The following is a 14,880-nucleotide window of genomic DNA, read 5'->3' as shown; positions in this document are numbered from 1 at the left end:
TCCGGAACGGCCGTAGTGGTAGGCGGAGATGCGCGTGCTGTGCTGAATGTTGAGCTGGTGGATGAGGAGCACTCCGAAAGTGATCATCGCGAGGATCACGACCGCGGCCACGAAGGTCTGCATGGTTCTCACCTCCGCATCGGCCGGTTCGGCATCGCGGCGGTCACGGTCGGGCCCCATGGACGTGCGGCCGGATCACGGGCCGCATGTCCTCCTTCGGAGTCCCAGACAGCTTCCCCGGCCCGATCCGTCTCGGGCACAGCCCGCAGGCGCGCTGCCTCGTGCATCAACCGGCTCGCGGTGGAGGTGCCCAGTGGGTCGCTCGCGGCGGCCATCAGCCAGGCGGCCGAGGCGGGAGTCGTCCGCGGCGGGACCACCAAGAGGTTCCAGCGCCCCATACGGTACGAGAGCAACAGCAGTTCGTGCGGGTCCTGCTCGGCCAGGAACCAGCCCACCTTCACCACATGCCCGGCGACGGGCACCTCGCGCGGAACGACCGGCCAGTGGGTGGGATTCACCACGACCCGAGTGATCCGCCCCCACAACCGGTCCAATACGGCTGTGAGGGAAGGGAGTTCGAGCATGAGATCGCGGGAGCGAGGCCACCACGCACCGTCCAGCAGAGCCGGTGCGGGGTCGGCCGGAGCGAGCGACAGACGCAGAGAGGACGAGGAGAACGCACGGTCTGCGGCTTCGGCTGTCGTCGGGAGGGAAATGGTCGCAGTCATGATGCGAACCCTGCCCCCGGGCCGGTCATGACCGGCCCGGCGTATTCGATCGCCGAAAACGACACGAGCCTGGAAACCTGTGTACGAATTATCCTCGGTGATTTCAGCCTACTCCTCGGACACTTCCGACGGGCCGTATTCCCAGACAAGAATTAGCCCCGTGCGCCCCTGCACAGAACTTGCCTCCCAGGGCCGACAGTCCGCGCGGGCCGTACGCGGCCTTGAATCAAAGATAGGACCCGGCAGGCCCCGCGAACGGCATCCGGTCGAGTTCGGCTGCGAGAGGCGGGACTCCGTCGGAGGTGGGGGCGCGGCGAGAGGAGGGCAGCGACTGCAGTGACCGGGCTGACAAAAGCGGTTGGGCGCAAGCTCGCCGAGCGGCACCCGATGAGGAGGTAACCATCAAATGCTGATCGAGAAGCCACGGACAGTTCCCTGGCAACCCGGATTCTGGCATACGCACGCCGCCACCTCACCGATCCCGACCTCGGACCCGAACGCATCGCCGCGGAATTTAGCAGCGGCAGTTGTACGTCGTGCTGGGACGCGCGGGTATTTGTCTTGAGCAGTGACTCATCGGCGAGCGGCTCGACGCGGCCTGCCGACTGCTCGCCCCACACCGCCACGCCGCACTACCTGTCTCCGCCGTGGCGGCCCGTTCCGGCCTCACCAGGCCGAGCCAGGCCAAGCTCATGGAGCCGCACCTGCCGATGACTGAGTGCAGCCGGGCGGGTTCAGGCGGGCGGGGTGTCGGCACGAGCGTCGTACACGGCGCGGGCTGCGTCGATGTGCGCCAGGTGCGTGATGCTCCACTCCAACAGGGGAGCGGCGGCTTCGCGGAGGGTCCTGCCCATCGGAGTGAGTTGGTAACTGACGTGCGGCGGCATGACGTTGCGGACGGTCCGCGTAAGAATCCCGTCGCGTTCCAGGCCACGCAGGGTGACGGTGAGCATGCGCTGGCTGATCCCGTCGACGGCCCGCTTGAGTTCGGTGAAGCGACGCGGCCCCTGGCTGAGGTTGCGCACGATCAGCAGCGACCACTTGTCGCCGACGATGCCCAGGACCTCACGGGCCTGGCACGGGTCCTCCGGCCGTGCCGACCGCGACTCGCCGCCCGCTGTGCCGCTCATGGTTACCTCCAGAGAACCGGGGCACCGAAATGTGCCTTATTGATCGGCGTGCGGCAGGTGCAGCACGATGATCTCGGTTCCCGAAGAGTACCGAGGCACGAACAGGAACCGTAACGATCCCGCTCATCCACGCCCCGAAGACAAGGAACCTTCCCCTCATGTCAACTTTTCTGCTGGTACACGGTGCCTGGCACAGCGGCCGGTGCTGGGAGCGGGTGGTCCCGCTGCTGGAGTCGGCCGGACGGCGCGTGTTCGCACCCTCGCTGACCGGCTACGGCGACAAGACACACCTGCTCGGTCCCGAGGTGGGGCTCGACACGCACGTCGCGGATGTCGTGAAGCTGATCCACGAAGAGGACCTGACCGAGGTGGTGCTCGTGGGTCACAGCTACGCGGGGCTGGTCGTCTCGTCCGTGGCCAACGAGATACCGGAACGGATCGCGCACCTGGTGTACCTCGACGCGATGGTCCCGGAGCACGGCGAGACCGCCGTCGACGCGCAGCCCATGACCCAGAACCTGATCGACCTGGCTGCCAAGTCCGACAACGCATGGCGCATCCCCCCTCTGCCCGAGATGCCTCCGCCCCTCGGCCTGTTCGGGGTCACCGACCCTGCCGACATCGCATGGCTGCGCGCCACGCTCTCCGACCACCCAGTGCGCTGCCTGCAGCAACCGGTTCGGCTGGACAACCCCGCCGTGGACGCGGTTCCGCGCACACACATCCACTGCGTCGGCGCGGAACCGGAAGGCATCGTGCGGCGGCCCGTCCCCGCAACACAGCCCAACGGCTCCCCGGCACGGATACGGGAACTGCCGACCGGGCACGACTGCATGATCACTATGCCGGCGGACCTGAGCGGACTGCTGCTTGAACTTACCCCTCAATAGCGTCGGGACCGTGACTGCGGCCGCGAGCCGCAGAAGGCCCACCGCCATCGCACAGTGGACTCACGCAGGCCACCAGCGGCCACCCCGCCTCCCTCCACCCGCTACACCGAAGCGTTCGAGCGAAAACTCGCGGAGCCACTCGATCACCACGCGGGGGACAGCCCCCGCCAACTCGATCACCAACACCGGTCCGCTCATGGCCCGAAGCCCAATCAGCCGGGACCGTCACCCCAACTGAGACTCCTCAGCGCGGCCGCGTCGCAGACACTGGCCCTGTCTCATGTGAAAGCGCGTCGCCGCCCATCCCTGCGGATTCAGGCCGACGACCAGACCACACCGGCGATTCAGACCATCAGCGGTTCGACCGGGCACGTCGGCGGGAGTGAGAGCAAATTCAACAACGAGCGCAACACCGGTTTCCATGTGATCGTCTTCTTGGCCGTCGGTCAGGAGCCATCTGGTCGTCGCTACTTCCTGGGCTTCGACCCGGACGTCAGCCCCATGGCGGCATCCCAGACGAAGTGGAAGCCATTGGTCCTCGGTGGCACCGCGGCAAGGGTGCAGAAGTTCGACGACCAGAAAAGCGTTCAGGTCATCAAGGCCATGGTCCTCGGCGACGCGGAGAATGACCTCGGCCCGCTGGTGCGTAAGTACTACGTCCAAACGGACAGGGCCTTCCCCAAGGTCATCCCCTCCTGAGCGCGCCTCGCCCGGCCTGGTGCCGGTCCGGCGAGGGCCGTTCCACGCGGCCGCCCTCGCCTCACTCCGCCGGTTCCTCGCACCCCGGGCCGCTACCTGTACTGCCATGCCCCCCTTTGCATGGCTACGGGTGCAGCTTCTCGCCCTTCGCCAGCATCTCCACGTACTTCTCGATCCGGCGCGCCCGGGTCTCGGCCTTCTTGGCGTCCTGGATGCGGTACAGGATCGCGTAGCGGTTCTGCCGGTCCAGCGTCTCGAAGAACTCCGCCGCGGCCGAGTTGGCGGTCAGGGCCTCCGCGAGGTCGTCCGGCACCGTGGCGTTCTTCGCGCTGTCGTAGGCCGCCTCCCAGCGGCCGTCCGCCTTGGCGCGGTCGACCTCGGCCTGCCCCGGCGGACGCATCCGGCCCTGCGCGGCCAGGGCGGCCACCTTGTCCCGGTTGATCTTGGACCATTTGCTGCGGGACTTGCGCGGGGTGAACCGCTGGAGCCACCACTGGTCGTCAAACTTCTGCTTCTGGCCGTCGATCCAGCCGTAGCAGAGCGCCACGTCGAGCGCTTGAGCGTAGTCCAGCGCGACGATTCCGGGGCCCTTCTTCCGCAGCTTGAGCCAGATGCCCGGCGAGACGGCGTGATGCTCACCGAGCCATGCCTCGAACGCATCGGCAGATTCAAACGCGACGATCTCCAAGTCCTGAGTCACCCCGGCAGCGAACCACACCCGGCCAATTGTCATGACGTATTCGGGCACGGCGGTTTCCAAGGTCGGCATCCTCACCGACATCGACTTCGACCCCGAAGCGGGGACAGCCCTGGGCCTGGTCCCCTCGTTCGACGACTCCCGGCCCACGCCCTCATTGGCCCGGGCTCCTACGCCGTCGTCCTCCAGCCAAGCTGAAACACACGCGTCGTCGCACTCCCGGGTGGCGGGCGTTGTCCAATGCGCGTCTCTGCCGCATTGAGCCACTGACGGCTGCCACGGTCGGGCATCCTGGAACGGCCCATGCCCCACGTACTGAACCGAGGTGCCCTCATCGGCAAGCACAACGGATCGACTCTGGCCACATGGCTGAGCGGTCTGGACCTCGCTGCACTCGAACACGTACTCACGGCCCGTTCGGATGCCCTGCATCCCCCGCAGCCGCGTTCGTTCGGCGAACTGGCGGACCGGCTGCAACGACCGGGGGCGGTGTACTCGGCCGTGGCCGGCCTCACCCGCCCGCAGCTCCAGGTGGCCGAGGCACTGGCAGCCCTGGGACCCGCGCCCCGCACCACTCTCGCCGCTCTGCTGGGTGCGACCGGACCGCAGAGCGAGCGGGAACTGGACGCGGTGCTCGAAGCGTTGGCGAACCGGGCCCTGGTCTGGCCGGACGACGCACAGCAGCTGCGCATGGCCGCGCCACTGCGGGACGCCTGGGACCACCCTCTGGGGCTGGACGCTCCGCTCGCCCAACTGGTGGCGGACGCCACGTCCGAGGAACTGCGCAAGATGCTGGTGGCCTTGGGCGTCCCCTCCCCCGGCACCACTAAGAAGCAACGGCTCACCGCTCTCCTCGCCCATCACGCCGATCCCAAGCGCCTGACAGCGGTGCTCGACTCGGCACCCGAAGCCACCCGCGAACTCCTCCACCAGCGCGCCCGGCACCACACGGAACTGACGCCGGCGCTGCACGCGGACTCAGCCCACAGGGGGGCGCGGTGGGCCTTGGAACGCGGACTACTCGTCCAGGACCGCTACCAGTACGGGCCCGCCAGGATGCCTTCAGAGGTGGCGTTCGCGCTGCGCGGGCCCGACTGGCGGGCCCCGTTCACGGCTGCACCACCTCTGATTCCGACGGTGCCCGTGACCGCACGGGAGGTGAACGGGGAGGCCACGGCGGCGGCCACCGCATTCGCCGCCCAAGCAGCCTCGGTACTCACGGTGTGCTCCGCCCACCCGCCCACCCTGCTGAAGTCCGGCGGGGTCGGATCACGTGAACTGTCGCGGATCGCGAAGGCGGCACAGTGCGACGCCATCGCCGTACGCCTCGTCCTGGAGACGGCGTACGCCGCCGGACTGCTGGCCCGTGACGGCAGCGACGTCGTGGCGTCCAGCGCCTACGACGCCTGGGCGCAGAACGAACCGGCCGAGCAGCTCACCGCACTGCTGCGGGCGTGGCGGACTCTGCCCCTCGCCCCGTCACAGGATCGCGACGAGGACGGCAGAACCCGCCCCGCGCTGGCCGGATCGCCACCCTGCACGGGATGTGTACAGGCACGCGACGCGCTCCTGACCGCCTGTGCACGGCTCCCAGCCGGCCAAGCGGCGAACGAGCCCACCGCGCTGGGACAGCTGGTGACCTGGTACCGGCCACAGGCCCACCCGCTCCCCCAGGACACGACCCCCTTCGCCACTATGGTCCGGGAGGCGGAACTACTCGGAGTGATCGCCCGCGGCGCCCTCTCCCCCATCGGTGCCGCCGTGCGGGACGACAACGACCAGGCCCTTCTCACCGCCTGCCTCGACCTGCTGCCGACGGCCACTCGAACAGCCCGCTTCGGCGCCGATCTCACCGCCGTCGTCACCGGTACACCGTCCGCTTCGCTCGCCACGCTCCTCGACTCCGTCGCGGACCGGGAGAGCGGCGGCACGGCGAGCCTGTGGCGGTTCGCTCCGGCCACCGTCCGGCGCGCGCTGGACGCCGGTCGCGGCGCCGAGGGCATCACGTCCGACCTCGCCTCGGTCGCCGTCGGGGACCTTCCCCAGCCCTTGACCTACCTCATCCACGACACCGCACGCGGACACGGCCGCGTCCGCGTCACGTCGGCGGCATCCGTCCTTCACAGTGCGGAACCCGCGCTGCTCACCGAAGTGATGGCGCACCGCAAACTCACCAGCCTCGCACTGCGCCGACTGGCACCGACCGTACTGATCAGCCCGGCCCCCCTCGACAAAACGCTCGCCGCACTCCGGGACGCGGGCTACTTCCCCGGCGCCGAGGACACCGACGGAACCCTGCGCATCGAACGGAGCGCCCTCCGCCGCGTTGCCAGCTCCGTGCCGCCGCCCCGCGCCCCGTCGCGCCGACACCACTCCCGGGCGGACACGAAAGCGCCCCCGCCCCCTGGTGACGCGGGCCGACTGGCCGCCGCGCTGCGCGCAACGCCGTCGACAGCGCTGCACGCCGGCTCGATGACACACGCCGAGGAACTCGTCGCAGGGCACGCGAGCCTGCTCTCCCTCGCCGACGTACGTCAACTCACCCACGCCATCACTGAGAACCACGCCGTCACCATCGACTACGTCGCCGCGTCGGGCAGGCGCACCGTCCGCACCATCAGCGAACTCGACCTCGATCCGCCCTACCTGTACGCCTGGTGCCATCTGCGTGAGGACGACCGCGTCTTCGCACTCTCACGGATCCGGGGTGTCCTGCCCGACTGAACGGAATCCCCCTGCCCCCGCCGCCTCTCGTCGCACAGCATGGCCAGCTCGTCGAGAACTTTCGGACGGTGGAGGGCGAGCAGGGCCTTGCGTGCGACGAGGACGGTCTCATAGGTCCGCTCCGTGTCCGCGCTCATGCCCGCTCCCCACGCCGGTCCCCGATGGTTCGCACGATGCCGGAGAAGTCCTGCTTGTCACCGACGCTCGCAGCGAAGTCGGCGTAGAACTCGGCCGCCCGCAGGCCCAGTTCCGTTGGCCTGCGGGCCTCGCGCAGCGCGTTGGCGCCCGGTCCCAGGTCCTTCGCCACCAGGGAGGCGGCGAACCCCGGCCGGTAGTGCCCGGTTGGCCGGGCTGGCCGGAACGGGCCCGGGGCAGTTGACGCTCAACGTCCAGCACTGACCGGGCGCCGTGCAGGCGACGTCGTACAGGACCTGGTGCGACAGGCTGAGGCTCTCGCCGAGGACGAACGCCTCACCAGGCCACCTCCTCGCACCCGCCGGATCCGGGTGCGAGCCCGAGTTCACGCTCGCCGAGAGGGGTGAAGAACCGCTCGACGTCCTCGTCGGTGACCTCCTCGAGCGCCCCCGGCGACCAGCGCGGAGCGCGGTCCTTGTCGATGACCTGGGCGCGGATCCCCTCCACCAGGTCAGGTGTGGTCAGGGCGGCGCAGGAAACACGGTACTCCTGGTCCAGGACCCGCTCCAGCGGGCCGAGCCGCCGGGCGCGGCGCAGGGCCGCGAGGGTGACCTTCAGAGAGGTCGGCGACTTGGCGAGTACGGTCTCGGCAGCCTCCTTGGCGGCCGGGTCGCCGTGGGCGAGGAGCCGCCGCACGATCTCCTCGACGGTGCCGGCCGAGAAGCAGGCGTCGATCCATTCCCTGCGCCCGGCCAGCTCGCCCTCGGGCTCAGGCCTCACATGGCGGGCGACGGCCTCGCGTGCGGGCAGGTGGGCGAGGTCGTCGACGAAGGAGCCGAGCCGGTCCGAGGGCACGTAGTGGTCGGCGAGCCCGCACAGCAGGGCGTCCGAGGCCCCGATCGGCGCGCCGGTCAGCGCGACGAAGGTGCCCAGTTCGCCGGGGGCGAGCGCGAGGAGGTAGGTGCCGCCGACGTCCGGGACGAACCCGATTCCCGTCTCGGGCATCGCGACCTGGGACCGCTCGGTGACGATCCGGACGCTGCCGTGCGCGGAGACACCGACGCCCCCGCCCATCACGATGCCGTCCATCACGGCGACGTACGGCTTGGGGTAATGGGCGATACGGGCGTTGAGGCGGTACTCGTCGCGCCAGAACGCCGCGGACGCGGTGCCGTCGCCGTCGCGGGCGTCGTCGTGGATGGCACGGATGTCACCGCCGGCGCACAGCCCGCGCTCTCCCGCGCCGGTGATGACGACGGTCTCGACGGCCGGGTCGTGCTCCCAGTCCGTGAGCGCCTTGTCGACGCGAAGCACCATGTCGTGCGTGAGGGAGTTCAGGACCTTGGGCCGGTTCAGGATGATGTGCCCCGCCCGGCCGGTCGTACGGAACAGGACGTCGGTCATCGAGTCTCTCCTTCGTGGATACCCCTGGCTTCAGCCGGGGAGGAAGCGAAGCTCCTGCGGAGCAGGGCAGGGGAGGCCGGTTCGCCGCCAGGGCAGACTGGCGATCTCCCCCAACTGCCTGCGCTGTCACAAACGGTTGGGTTAGCGTGTGAACCATAAAGGCCACCCATGTGAAGCGGGCGTTCAAGTACCGCTTCTATCCGACCGATGCGCAGGCGGCAGAGTTGTCGCGCACGTTCGGTTGTGTGCGGAAGGTCTACAACCTGGCTCTTGCGGCGCGCACGGAGGCGTGGGCGCGGCAGGAGCGGGTGAACTACAACCAGACGTCGGCGATGCTGACCGCCTGGAAGAAGACCGAAGAGCTCGCCTACCTCAACGACGTCTCCTGCGTCCCGCTCCAGCAGGCTCTGCGGCACCTCCAGACGGCGTTCGCGAACTTCTTCGCCAAGCGCGCGAAGTACCCGCGCTTCAAGTCTCGGAAGAAGTCCAGGAAGTCGGCGGAGTACACCAGCAGCGCGTTCCGGTTCCGGGACGGCACACTGACCCTCGCGAAGATGGATGAGCCGCTCGACATCGTCTGGACCCGTCCGCTTCCAAAGGGTGCGTCCCCGTCCACGGTGACCGTGTCGCAGGACGCGACCGGCCGGTGGTACGTGTCCCTGCTGTGCGAGGACCCTTCCGTCCAGCCGCTCCCGGCCACGGATGCGGCCGTTGGTGTCGACGTCGGGCTGGAGCACCTGCTGACGCTCTCGACCGGGGAGAAGGTCTCCAACCCCCGGCACGAGCGCCGTGACCGCACCCGCCTGGCAAGGGCTCAGCGGGAGCTGGCCCGTAAGGCGAAGGGTGACGGAGCGAACCGCGCGAAGGCACGCCGTAAGGTTGCCAGGATCTATGCCCGCATTGCCGACCGCAGGCGTGATTACCTGCACCAGCTCACCACTCGGCTCGTTCGTGAGAACCAAACGATCGTGATCGAGGACCTCACCGTCCGGAACATGGTGAAGAACAGAAGACTGGCCCGTGCCATCAGCGATGCGGCGTGGGCCGATTTCCGGAGCCTGCTGGAGTACAAGGCCTCCTGGTACGGCCGTGAAGTGATCGCGGTCGACCGCTGGTTTCCCTCCTCCCGGCTGTGCTCCGCCTGCGGCGCCCTGCGGGGCAGGATGCCGCTGAACATCCGCACATGGACGTGCGACGGCTGCGGGACCACCCATGACCGGGACGTGAACGCGGCGAAGAACATTCTGGCCGTCGGGCTGACGGCGTCTGTCTGTGGAGCCGGTGTAAGACCTCAACGGAGTAGTCCGGGCGGGCAGTCGGCGACGAAGCAGAAACCCCTACAGCGCGAGCCGTAGGAATCCCCCTCCATCAGGAGGGGGAGGAAGTCAACCGAACGCCTCCGTCAGACCTCGGGCCACGATGACGCGCATGATCTCGTTGATTCCTTCCAGGATCTGGTGACTCTACCCGCGGGTGAACGCGTCGGCCTCCTGTGCCGGTGGCTGGGCCACCTCACAGCGGGTCGGCCTGGCCCTGTTGAGGACGTTCCTCGCGCCGACGTGGTCCGCGTTCGCCACGAAGGCGCACGTCATGCACTGGCCCCTCGCTTGAGTGACACGGTTCTCCTCGCGGTCTGCCCTCATCCGGGGCCTGTGCGAGAAGTGTTGCGCGCATCCACCGAAATCACGAGGCGACCGGCGCTCACAGCCGTGTTCGCCAGGAGCAGTATCCGCACTTCTCTCCGGAAGGCACCCGGTGACAGTGACAGCAACTGCGCCTCTTTCTTGCAGGTAAGGCCCGTCGCGGACCAGGAGAGCATCAGCTCGTCCACGGGGCCCAGACGCCGCTGTTGCTTCTTGACCAGTTGAGGCTCGATCCATCCGGACCTGTCCCGCGATGGCACGGTCTCGACCGGTCCCGACTCGATGGTCACCGTCTTGGTGCCCGTTACGGTGACTGTCACGGACGCCCTCGGCCCGCTCGCCGGGCTCGCGCCCCAAGTGATCCGAGAGCTCGCGGTCCAACCCCCGAGGCGGGTGAAGACCGGTGCACAGCGAAGCCCAGGTGGTGGCGCAGAGTGACCGGGCAGCGGGCCACTCTGTGCGGAACGGCGGTGCGCCCGTGCAGGCGGGCGGTGAGCCGGCGGGCGAGCCGGCCGGTCGTGGCCTCGGGCAGGCGGCAGTGGTACGGGCGACCGAGGCACACGTCATGAATGAGGAGGCACTTCGGCTGCGTGGCGGGAGCGCATCACCCCGTGTATCTGGAGCAACCTCCCGTGGTGGAGGTGGGGGTGAGGTTCGTGTGGTACCACAGCGCAAAGAGCATGTGGTCGCGGGCGTAGGGGCCGTAGACGCCGTCGACGTTGCTCCCGGTCAGGCCCCACACGTTCTTCTGGATCCACTTGAAGGCGTCTCGGGTGCCGGCGCCGTAGACGCCGTCAGCGCCACCGCTGTTCCTGATATAGGTCGCGGCGGGCGTCCCTGAGTAACAGACGAGGATGTTGACCTGCAGTGCGTAGACATAGTCGCCGCTCATGCCCTGTTGTACGTAGCAGATCGAGACCCCGGCCCGGATCCTGGGGACAATGATCAAAGTGTTGGCGATGCGCGTCCTGATCGTGGTGTCGCTGCACGGCGTGCTCGCAGCAGCCGCAGCGGGCTCGCCGGCGAGTACGACGCCGCTCAGACCGCCGATCACGACGGCGAGCGCGGCGAGCAGACCGCGAAGGCGGTGGGTAGTACGCATGCTGGAGCGTTCCTATCTATAGAGGAAGGGGCCCGGACCGGCCGTGGTAGCAGGGGGCCTCTGCGGCGCAGGACACTCTGGGCGTCCGGCACGGCCAGGGTCGGTGCTCTGATCGGCGGTTGCTCTCCCGTACCTGGCAGCGCAGGAGTTCATGGATCTGCTGGCAGACACCGTCGCACCGATGGCGGCGAAGTCGTGGTACGTCGCCCTCTTCGTCGGCAGATCGTTCGTCAGGAGAGCCATTGGGCAGCCGGTCCGGGACTGGTCAAAGACCGAGGTCACGATCTCCCACATCGCGTAACGGCCTCCCGTGGCCGCAGGCGGAATGACGCCGGCTCTTCCAGGCCGCAAGCGCCGGTCGATCATGCTCCGTTGTTCGTCCATCGAGTCGCCCTGGTGCGGCCCGCGTTCACTCACCGCACCGATTCAGCAGACCGTTGGCACCGCCCTGGCGCGTTCCGGCCTCGTCCGCAGCATGGGGGGGGACACCAGGACCCCTCACAGACTCACGAACCGCCCGCTTGGGCACCCTCTCGCTTCACGCGCAACGGACCTTGTCGCCCGTCTCGATGCTGTACCGGCCCCAGAGCATTGCGTTGCGTGTCACGGGACCGTACTCGCCGTCCTGGCTCACGCCGGCCCTGCCCTGCGCGTATTCGAGTGCCGCCTTCGTGGCGGCCCCGAAAACCCCGTCAATCGCGATGTTCCTGCCGTAACAGTGCCGCAGTGCCTTCTGCAGGGAGGTGACACCCGCGCCGGTGCTTCCCTGGGCCATGACGCATGTGATGTTGGTGTTGCTGGTCGACGGCCGGGTGGTCCAGGTGGTGTCCGCACTCTGTGTCCAGGCGGACGAGGTGCACCACGGGTATGCCGCAGCTGCGGCAGCGGGCGCAGCAGCGACGGCCCCTCCCAGCGAAGCAGCCACCAGCCCGCCAACAACAAGTGATGTGGCGCCCTTACGAGTGCGCAGGAACATTCTCAGTCCTCTCAACGATCCCCAACTGCCGGCCAGGTCGGGGTCCCCGCCCTCCGGCTTTCCTGGACCTTAGGGTCGTCGTGGGCTTCGGACTTTGTCATTCGTGCAAGGAAATTTGTCAGTAGTGCACCGTCTCAAGTCGACGCCAGAGCCCGCAGCAGCAGGCCGCCCTCGGGCCACGTCCGCTGGAGGATGCAAGGACGGTCGCTCCGGACCGACCTGGCTTTGATGGAAACTCTGGCGGTGGCAGTACCAGCCAACCCATGGGGCGATGGCGAGCTCGACCTCGGGCGGTGTCTTCTACGGACGGTTTGCCTGGGGTGGAGTGTCGGGCGCGGTGCCGCCGCCCTGTACGGCGGCCGCGACGACCTGCCGGGCGATCCGTGACGGCCGGGGGCGTATAACCGCGGCTCCCGACTCCGGTGCCCCGTACCGCCGTCGGCAGGGTGGCGAACGGCGGTACGGGGCGGACCAGCGCGGCGGGGATGGGGGGATGCCCGTCGGCGGTCAGCGTGCCACACCGGCCGGGCGGCACCCAGGGCAACCCGGTGTCAATGTTCTGACGTTTCGTCAGAGCGTCTGCGGGGCCGCATCATCGCATCCTGCCGACGCTACCGATACGAGGAGAGATCGTGGAAGACGAGCCCTTCACCGCCGTAACCGCGGACCGCGCCTCCCCTCTGCCACCCCGCGAGGCATGGCGACGGCAGATGCGGGACGACGTACTGGACGCGGCGCGCACGATGGCGGCGGAGAAGGGCTGGGACTGCGTCAGCCTGTCGCAGGTGGCGGCCCGCGCCGAGGTGTCACGGCCGACCGTCTACAAGGAGTTCGGCAGCCGCGGTGGCCTGAGCCGGGCGCTGGTGCACCGCGAGGCGGAGCGCTTCCTCACCGGTGTGGACCACGCGCTGCGACAGCCCGCGTCCACCGCCACAGACGCACTCGCCGCGGCAATCCTGTACGCGCTGCGGGAGGCCCAGGAGAACGTGCTCGTCGCCTCAGTGATCAAGGCGGCGCGCAACGGCACCGACTCCCTGCTGCCCTACCTCACCGCGCGCTCGGAACCGGTGGTCACCGGAGCCCGGCACCTGGTGCGCTCGTGGTGCCAGACTCACTACCGGCAGTTCGACACCGTACGAACGGACCAGGCAGCCGATGTCATCGTGCGCCTCACCCTGTCGCACATCGTGCTCCCACCACCCGAGCACTCGCTGCGCGAGTCGGCCGAGGTCATCACCGCGGCAGCCACGGCCGTACTGGCCCGACCGACCACACCTGATGCTCCGTCAAAACATTGACAAGGCGTCCCCGATTGTCAGTGCTCCGGGCCGCTGAGACGCTCTGCCCCGTCGCAGTCGACCGCCCGCAAGGAGCACACCCCGATGACAGCGCCCTCGACGACGCCACCCGCGTCCCCCGCCGACACGCCCTGGCGCGACCGCAAGCGCTACGCGTGGCTGCTCGGCCTGGCGGTCCCCACCCTGCCGTTCCAGGCAGCGGCGCTGGTCGCGGTGAGCGACTGGCAGGTGCTGTGGTGGTGGGGACCGTTCTTCGCCTTCGTCATCATCCCGCTGCTCGACGCACTGATCGGCCCGGACCAGGAGAACCCCCCGGACGAGGCCATCGGCATGCTGGAGCAGGACCGCTACTACCGCTGGTGCACCTACCTCTACCTGCCCCTGCAGTACGCCGGACTCGTGTACGCATGCATGCTGTGGTCCGACGGCATGAGCGTCGCCGACGCCCTGGGCTTGGCCGCCACGGTGGGCGTCGTCGCCGGTGTCGCCATCAACACCGCCCATGAACTCGGGCACAAACGGGAGACCGTGGAACGCCGGCTCGCCCGCCTCGCGCTCGCGCAGTCCGCCTACGGCCACTTCTACGTCGAGCACAATCACGGCCATCACATCCGGGTCGCGACCCCCGAGGACCCCGCGAGCTCGCGGCTCGGTGAGAGCCTGTGGGCGTTCCTGCCCCGCACCGTCGCGGGCAGCGTGCGGTCGGCCTGGCGCCTGGAGACCCGCCGCCTAGACCGCCGCCGGCACCGCGTCTGGTCACACCGCAACGACGTACTGACCGCGTGGGCACTGACCGTGCTGATGTTCGCGACCCTTGCCGCCGCCTTCGGCACCGTGGTCCTGCCCTACCTGGTCGTCCAGGCGGCATGCGGCGTCCTGCTGCTGGAGACGGTCAACTACCTGGAGCACTACGGCCTGTTGCGCGAGCGACGCCCGGACGGACGCTACGAGCGGGTCGCCCCACGCCACAGCTGGAACAGCAACAACACCACCAGCAACATCTTCCTGTACCAGCTCCAGCGCCACTCCGACCACCACGCCAACCCCCTGCGCCGCTACCAGACCCTGCGCCACTTCGACGAAGCACCCCAACTCCCCTCCGGATACGCCTCCATGATTGTCCTGGCCTGGGTGACCCCGCTGTGGCGCCGGGTCATGGACGCCAGGGTTCTGGCGCACTACGACGGCGACGTGCAGCGCGCCAATCTGCACCACCGCGGTTCGAGCCGGAGAATTGCCTCCAAGCGGCTGACCCCGTAAGGGGCGACGCCCATCCCATGTCCAGCTGACAGGACCGCACCCTCCCATAGCCAGGCGCCGAGCAGCACTTCGAAGTCAGAACTGTTCACACGCCGAGAGGACATACGCACCCTCGCCTTGGAGCTGCGCGGCTTCCTGGAGGGGATCTGCCGGGATGCCCCAAGGTGACGGACCGCTCGCTCCACCGCGAACCG

At 68.7% G+C, this 14,880-nt stretch carries 13 protein-coding genes and 1 pseudogene; 7 read left to right on the top strand and 7 right to left on the bottom strand.

What is annotated here, in order from left to right; translation table 11 throughout:
- Positions 1 to 128: 128 nt before the first annotated feature.
- Positions 129 to 728, bottom strand: coding sequence for a DUF5994 family protein (locus ABT296_RS29580; protein ID WP_351931732.1), 600 nt, complete (start codon positions 726 to 728; stop codon positions 129 to 131).
- Between the two features lie 734 nt (positions 729 to 1,462).
- Complete coding sequence (locus tag ABT296_RS29575) at positions 1,463 to 1,858, bottom strand: winged helix-turn-helix transcriptional regulator (RefSeq protein ID WP_351931731.1); 396 nt, start codon at positions 1,856 to 1,858, stop codon at positions 1,463 to 1,465.
- A 158-nt stretch (positions 1,859 to 2,016) separates the two neighbouring features.
- Between ABT296_RS29575 and ABT296_RS29570 the strand changes: the two genes are divergently transcribed.
- Positions 2,017 to 2,748 carry an alpha/beta hydrolase gene (locus ABT296_RS29570; RefSeq protein WP_351931730.1) on the top strand — a complete coding sequence of 244 codons (732 nt, stop codon included), beginning with the start codon at positions 2,017 to 2,019 and terminating at the stop codon, positions 2,746 to 2,748.
- Positions 2,749 to 3,030: 282 nt separating this feature from the next.
- Entirely contained in the window at positions 3,031 to 3,447 is a 417-nt protein-coding gene (locus ABT296_RS29565) for a hypothetical protein (protein ID WP_351931729.1), read from the top strand.
- Positions 3,448 to 3,571: 124 nt separating this feature from the next.
- On the opposite strand, the gene ABT296_RS29560 is transcribed toward ABT296_RS29565, so the two are convergent.
- A complete protein-coding gene (locus tag ABT296_RS29560) occupies positions 3,572 to 4,180 on the bottom strand; it encodes a YdeI/OmpD-associated family protein (protein ID WP_351931762.1) in 609 nt (202 codons plus the stop codon).
- A gap of 267 nt (positions 4,181 to 4,447) precedes the next feature.
- Here ABT296_RS29560 and ABT296_RS29555 point away from each other — a divergent pair, with 267 nt between their 5' ends.
- Positions 4,448 to 6,868: a helicase C-terminal domain-containing protein gene (locus ABT296_RS29555; RefSeq protein ID WP_351931728.1), complete on the top strand. Its 2,421-nt coding sequence runs from the start codon at positions 4,448 to 4,450 to the stop codon at positions 6,866 to 6,868.
- A 133-nt stretch (positions 6,869 to 7,001) separates the two neighbouring features.
- Here the strand turns inward: ABT296_RS29555 and ABT296_RS29550 are convergent.
- Positions 7,002 to 7,341 (bottom strand): annotated as a pseudogene (locus tag ABT296_RS29550) (NAD-binding protein); the annotation flags it as partial.
- A complete protein-coding gene (locus ABT296_RS29545; protein WP_351931727.1) occupies positions 7,340 to 8,407 on the bottom strand; it encodes an enoyl-CoA hydratase/isomerase family protein in 1,068 nt (355 codons plus the stop codon). The gene ABT296_RS29545 and the pseudogene ABT296_RS29550, both read right to left, overlap by 2 nt.
- 170 nt (positions 8,408 to 8,577) lie before the next feature.
- Between ABT296_RS29545 and ABT296_RS29540 the strand changes: the two genes are divergently transcribed.
- The gene (locus ABT296_RS29540; RefSeq protein ID WP_502977352.1) at positions 8,578 to 9,762 is read left to right on the top strand and encodes an RNA-guided endonuclease InsQ/TnpB family protein; all 1,185 of its coding nucleotides are present in this window, start codon (positions 8,578 to 8,580) and stop codon (positions 9,760 to 9,762) included.
- An 892-nt stretch (positions 9,763 to 10,654) separates the two neighbouring features.
- Here ABT296_RS29540 and ABT296_RS29535 read toward each other — a convergent pair.
- Positions 10,655 to 11,152, bottom strand: coding sequence for a peptidoglycan-binding domain-containing protein (locus tag ABT296_RS29535; RefSeq protein WP_351931726.1), 498 nt, complete (start codon positions 11,150 to 11,152; stop codon positions 10,655 to 10,657).
- Between the two features lie 151 nt (positions 11,153 to 11,303).
- On the opposite strand from ABT296_RS29535, the gene ABT296_RS29530 reads away from it, so the two are divergent.
- Complete coding sequence (locus ABT296_RS29530) at positions 11,304 to 11,453, top strand: hypothetical protein (RefSeq protein WP_351931725.1); 150 nt, start codon at positions 11,304 to 11,306, stop codon at positions 11,451 to 11,453.
- A gap of 237 nt (positions 11,454 to 11,690) precedes the next feature.
- On the opposite strand, the gene ABT296_RS29525 is transcribed toward ABT296_RS29530, so the two are convergent.
- Positions 11,691 to 12,128, bottom strand: a complete 438-nt coding sequence (locus tag ABT296_RS29525) for a peptidoglycan-binding domain-containing protein (RefSeq protein ID WP_351931724.1) — start codon at positions 12,126 to 12,128, stop codon at positions 11,691 to 11,693.
- Between the two features lie 632 nt (positions 12,129 to 12,760).
- On the opposite strand from ABT296_RS29525, the gene ABT296_RS29520 reads away from it, so the two are divergent.
- Both ABT296_RS29520 and ABT296_RS29515 read left to right on the top strand, forming a co-directional pair.
- Entirely contained in the window at positions 12,761 to 13,426 is a 666-nt protein-coding gene (locus ABT296_RS29520) for a TetR/AcrR family transcriptional regulator (RefSeq protein ID WP_351931723.1), read from the top strand.
- A gap of 84 nt (positions 13,427 to 13,510) precedes the next feature.
- Positions 13,511 to 14,686, top strand: coding sequence for an alkane 1-monooxygenase (locus ABT296_RS29515; protein WP_351931722.1), 1,176 nt, complete (start codon positions 13,511 to 13,513; stop codon positions 14,684 to 14,686).
- Positions 14,687 to 14,880 lie beyond the last annotated feature (194 nt).

The sequence above is a fragment of the Streptomyces sp. NPDC000983 genome, from assembly GCF_040299205.1.
Classification (GTDB): Bacteria; Actinomycetota; Actinomycetes; order Streptomycetales; family Streptomycetaceae; genus Streptomyces.
This window is presented reverse-complemented; position numbering and strand designations above follow the sequence as displayed.

What these genes read in the sequence shown, in the direction of transcription:
- ABT296_RS29580 (WP_351931732.1), bottom strand. Translation starts at nt 728, where the DNA reads ATGACTGCGACCATTTCCCTCCCGACGACAGCCGAAGCCGCAGACCGT.
- ABT296_RS29575 (WP_351931731.1), bottom strand. Translation starts at nt 1,858, where the DNA reads ATGAGCGGCACAGCGGGCGGCGAGTCGCGGTCGGCACGGCCGGAGGAC.
- ABT296_RS29570 (WP_351931730.1), top strand. Translation starts at nt 2,017, where the DNA reads ATGTCAACTTTTCTGCTGGTACACGGTGCCTGGCACAGCGGCCGGTGC.
- ABT296_RS29560 (WP_351931762.1), bottom strand. Translation starts at nt 4,180, where the DNA reads ATGACAATTGGCCGGGTGTGGTTCGCTGCCGGGGTGACTCAGGACTTG.
- ABT296_RS29555 (WP_351931728.1), top strand. Translation starts at nt 4,448, where the DNA reads ATGCCCCACGTACTGAACCGAGGTGCCCTCATCGGCAAGCACAACGGA.
- ABT296_RS29545 (WP_351931727.1), bottom strand. Translation starts at nt 8,407, where the DNA reads ATGACCGACGTCCTGTTCCGTACGACCGGCCGGGCGGGGCACATCATC.
- ABT296_RS29535 (WP_351931726.1), bottom strand. Translation starts at nt 11,152, where the DNA reads ATGCGTACTACCCACCGCCTTCGCGGTCTGCTCGCCGCGCTCGCCGTC.
- ABT296_RS29530 (WP_351931725.1), top strand. Translation starts at nt 11,304, where the DNA reads ATGGATCTGCTGGCAGACACCGTCGCACCGATGGCGGCGAAGTCGTGG.
- ABT296_RS29525 (WP_351931724.1), bottom strand. Translation starts at nt 12,128, where the DNA reads ATGTTCCTGCGCACTCGTAAGGGCGCCACATCACTTGTTGTTGGCGGG.
- ABT296_RS29515 (WP_351931722.1), top strand. Translation starts at nt 13,511, where the DNA reads ATGACAGCGCCCTCGACGACGCCACCCGCGTCCCCCGCCGACACGCCC.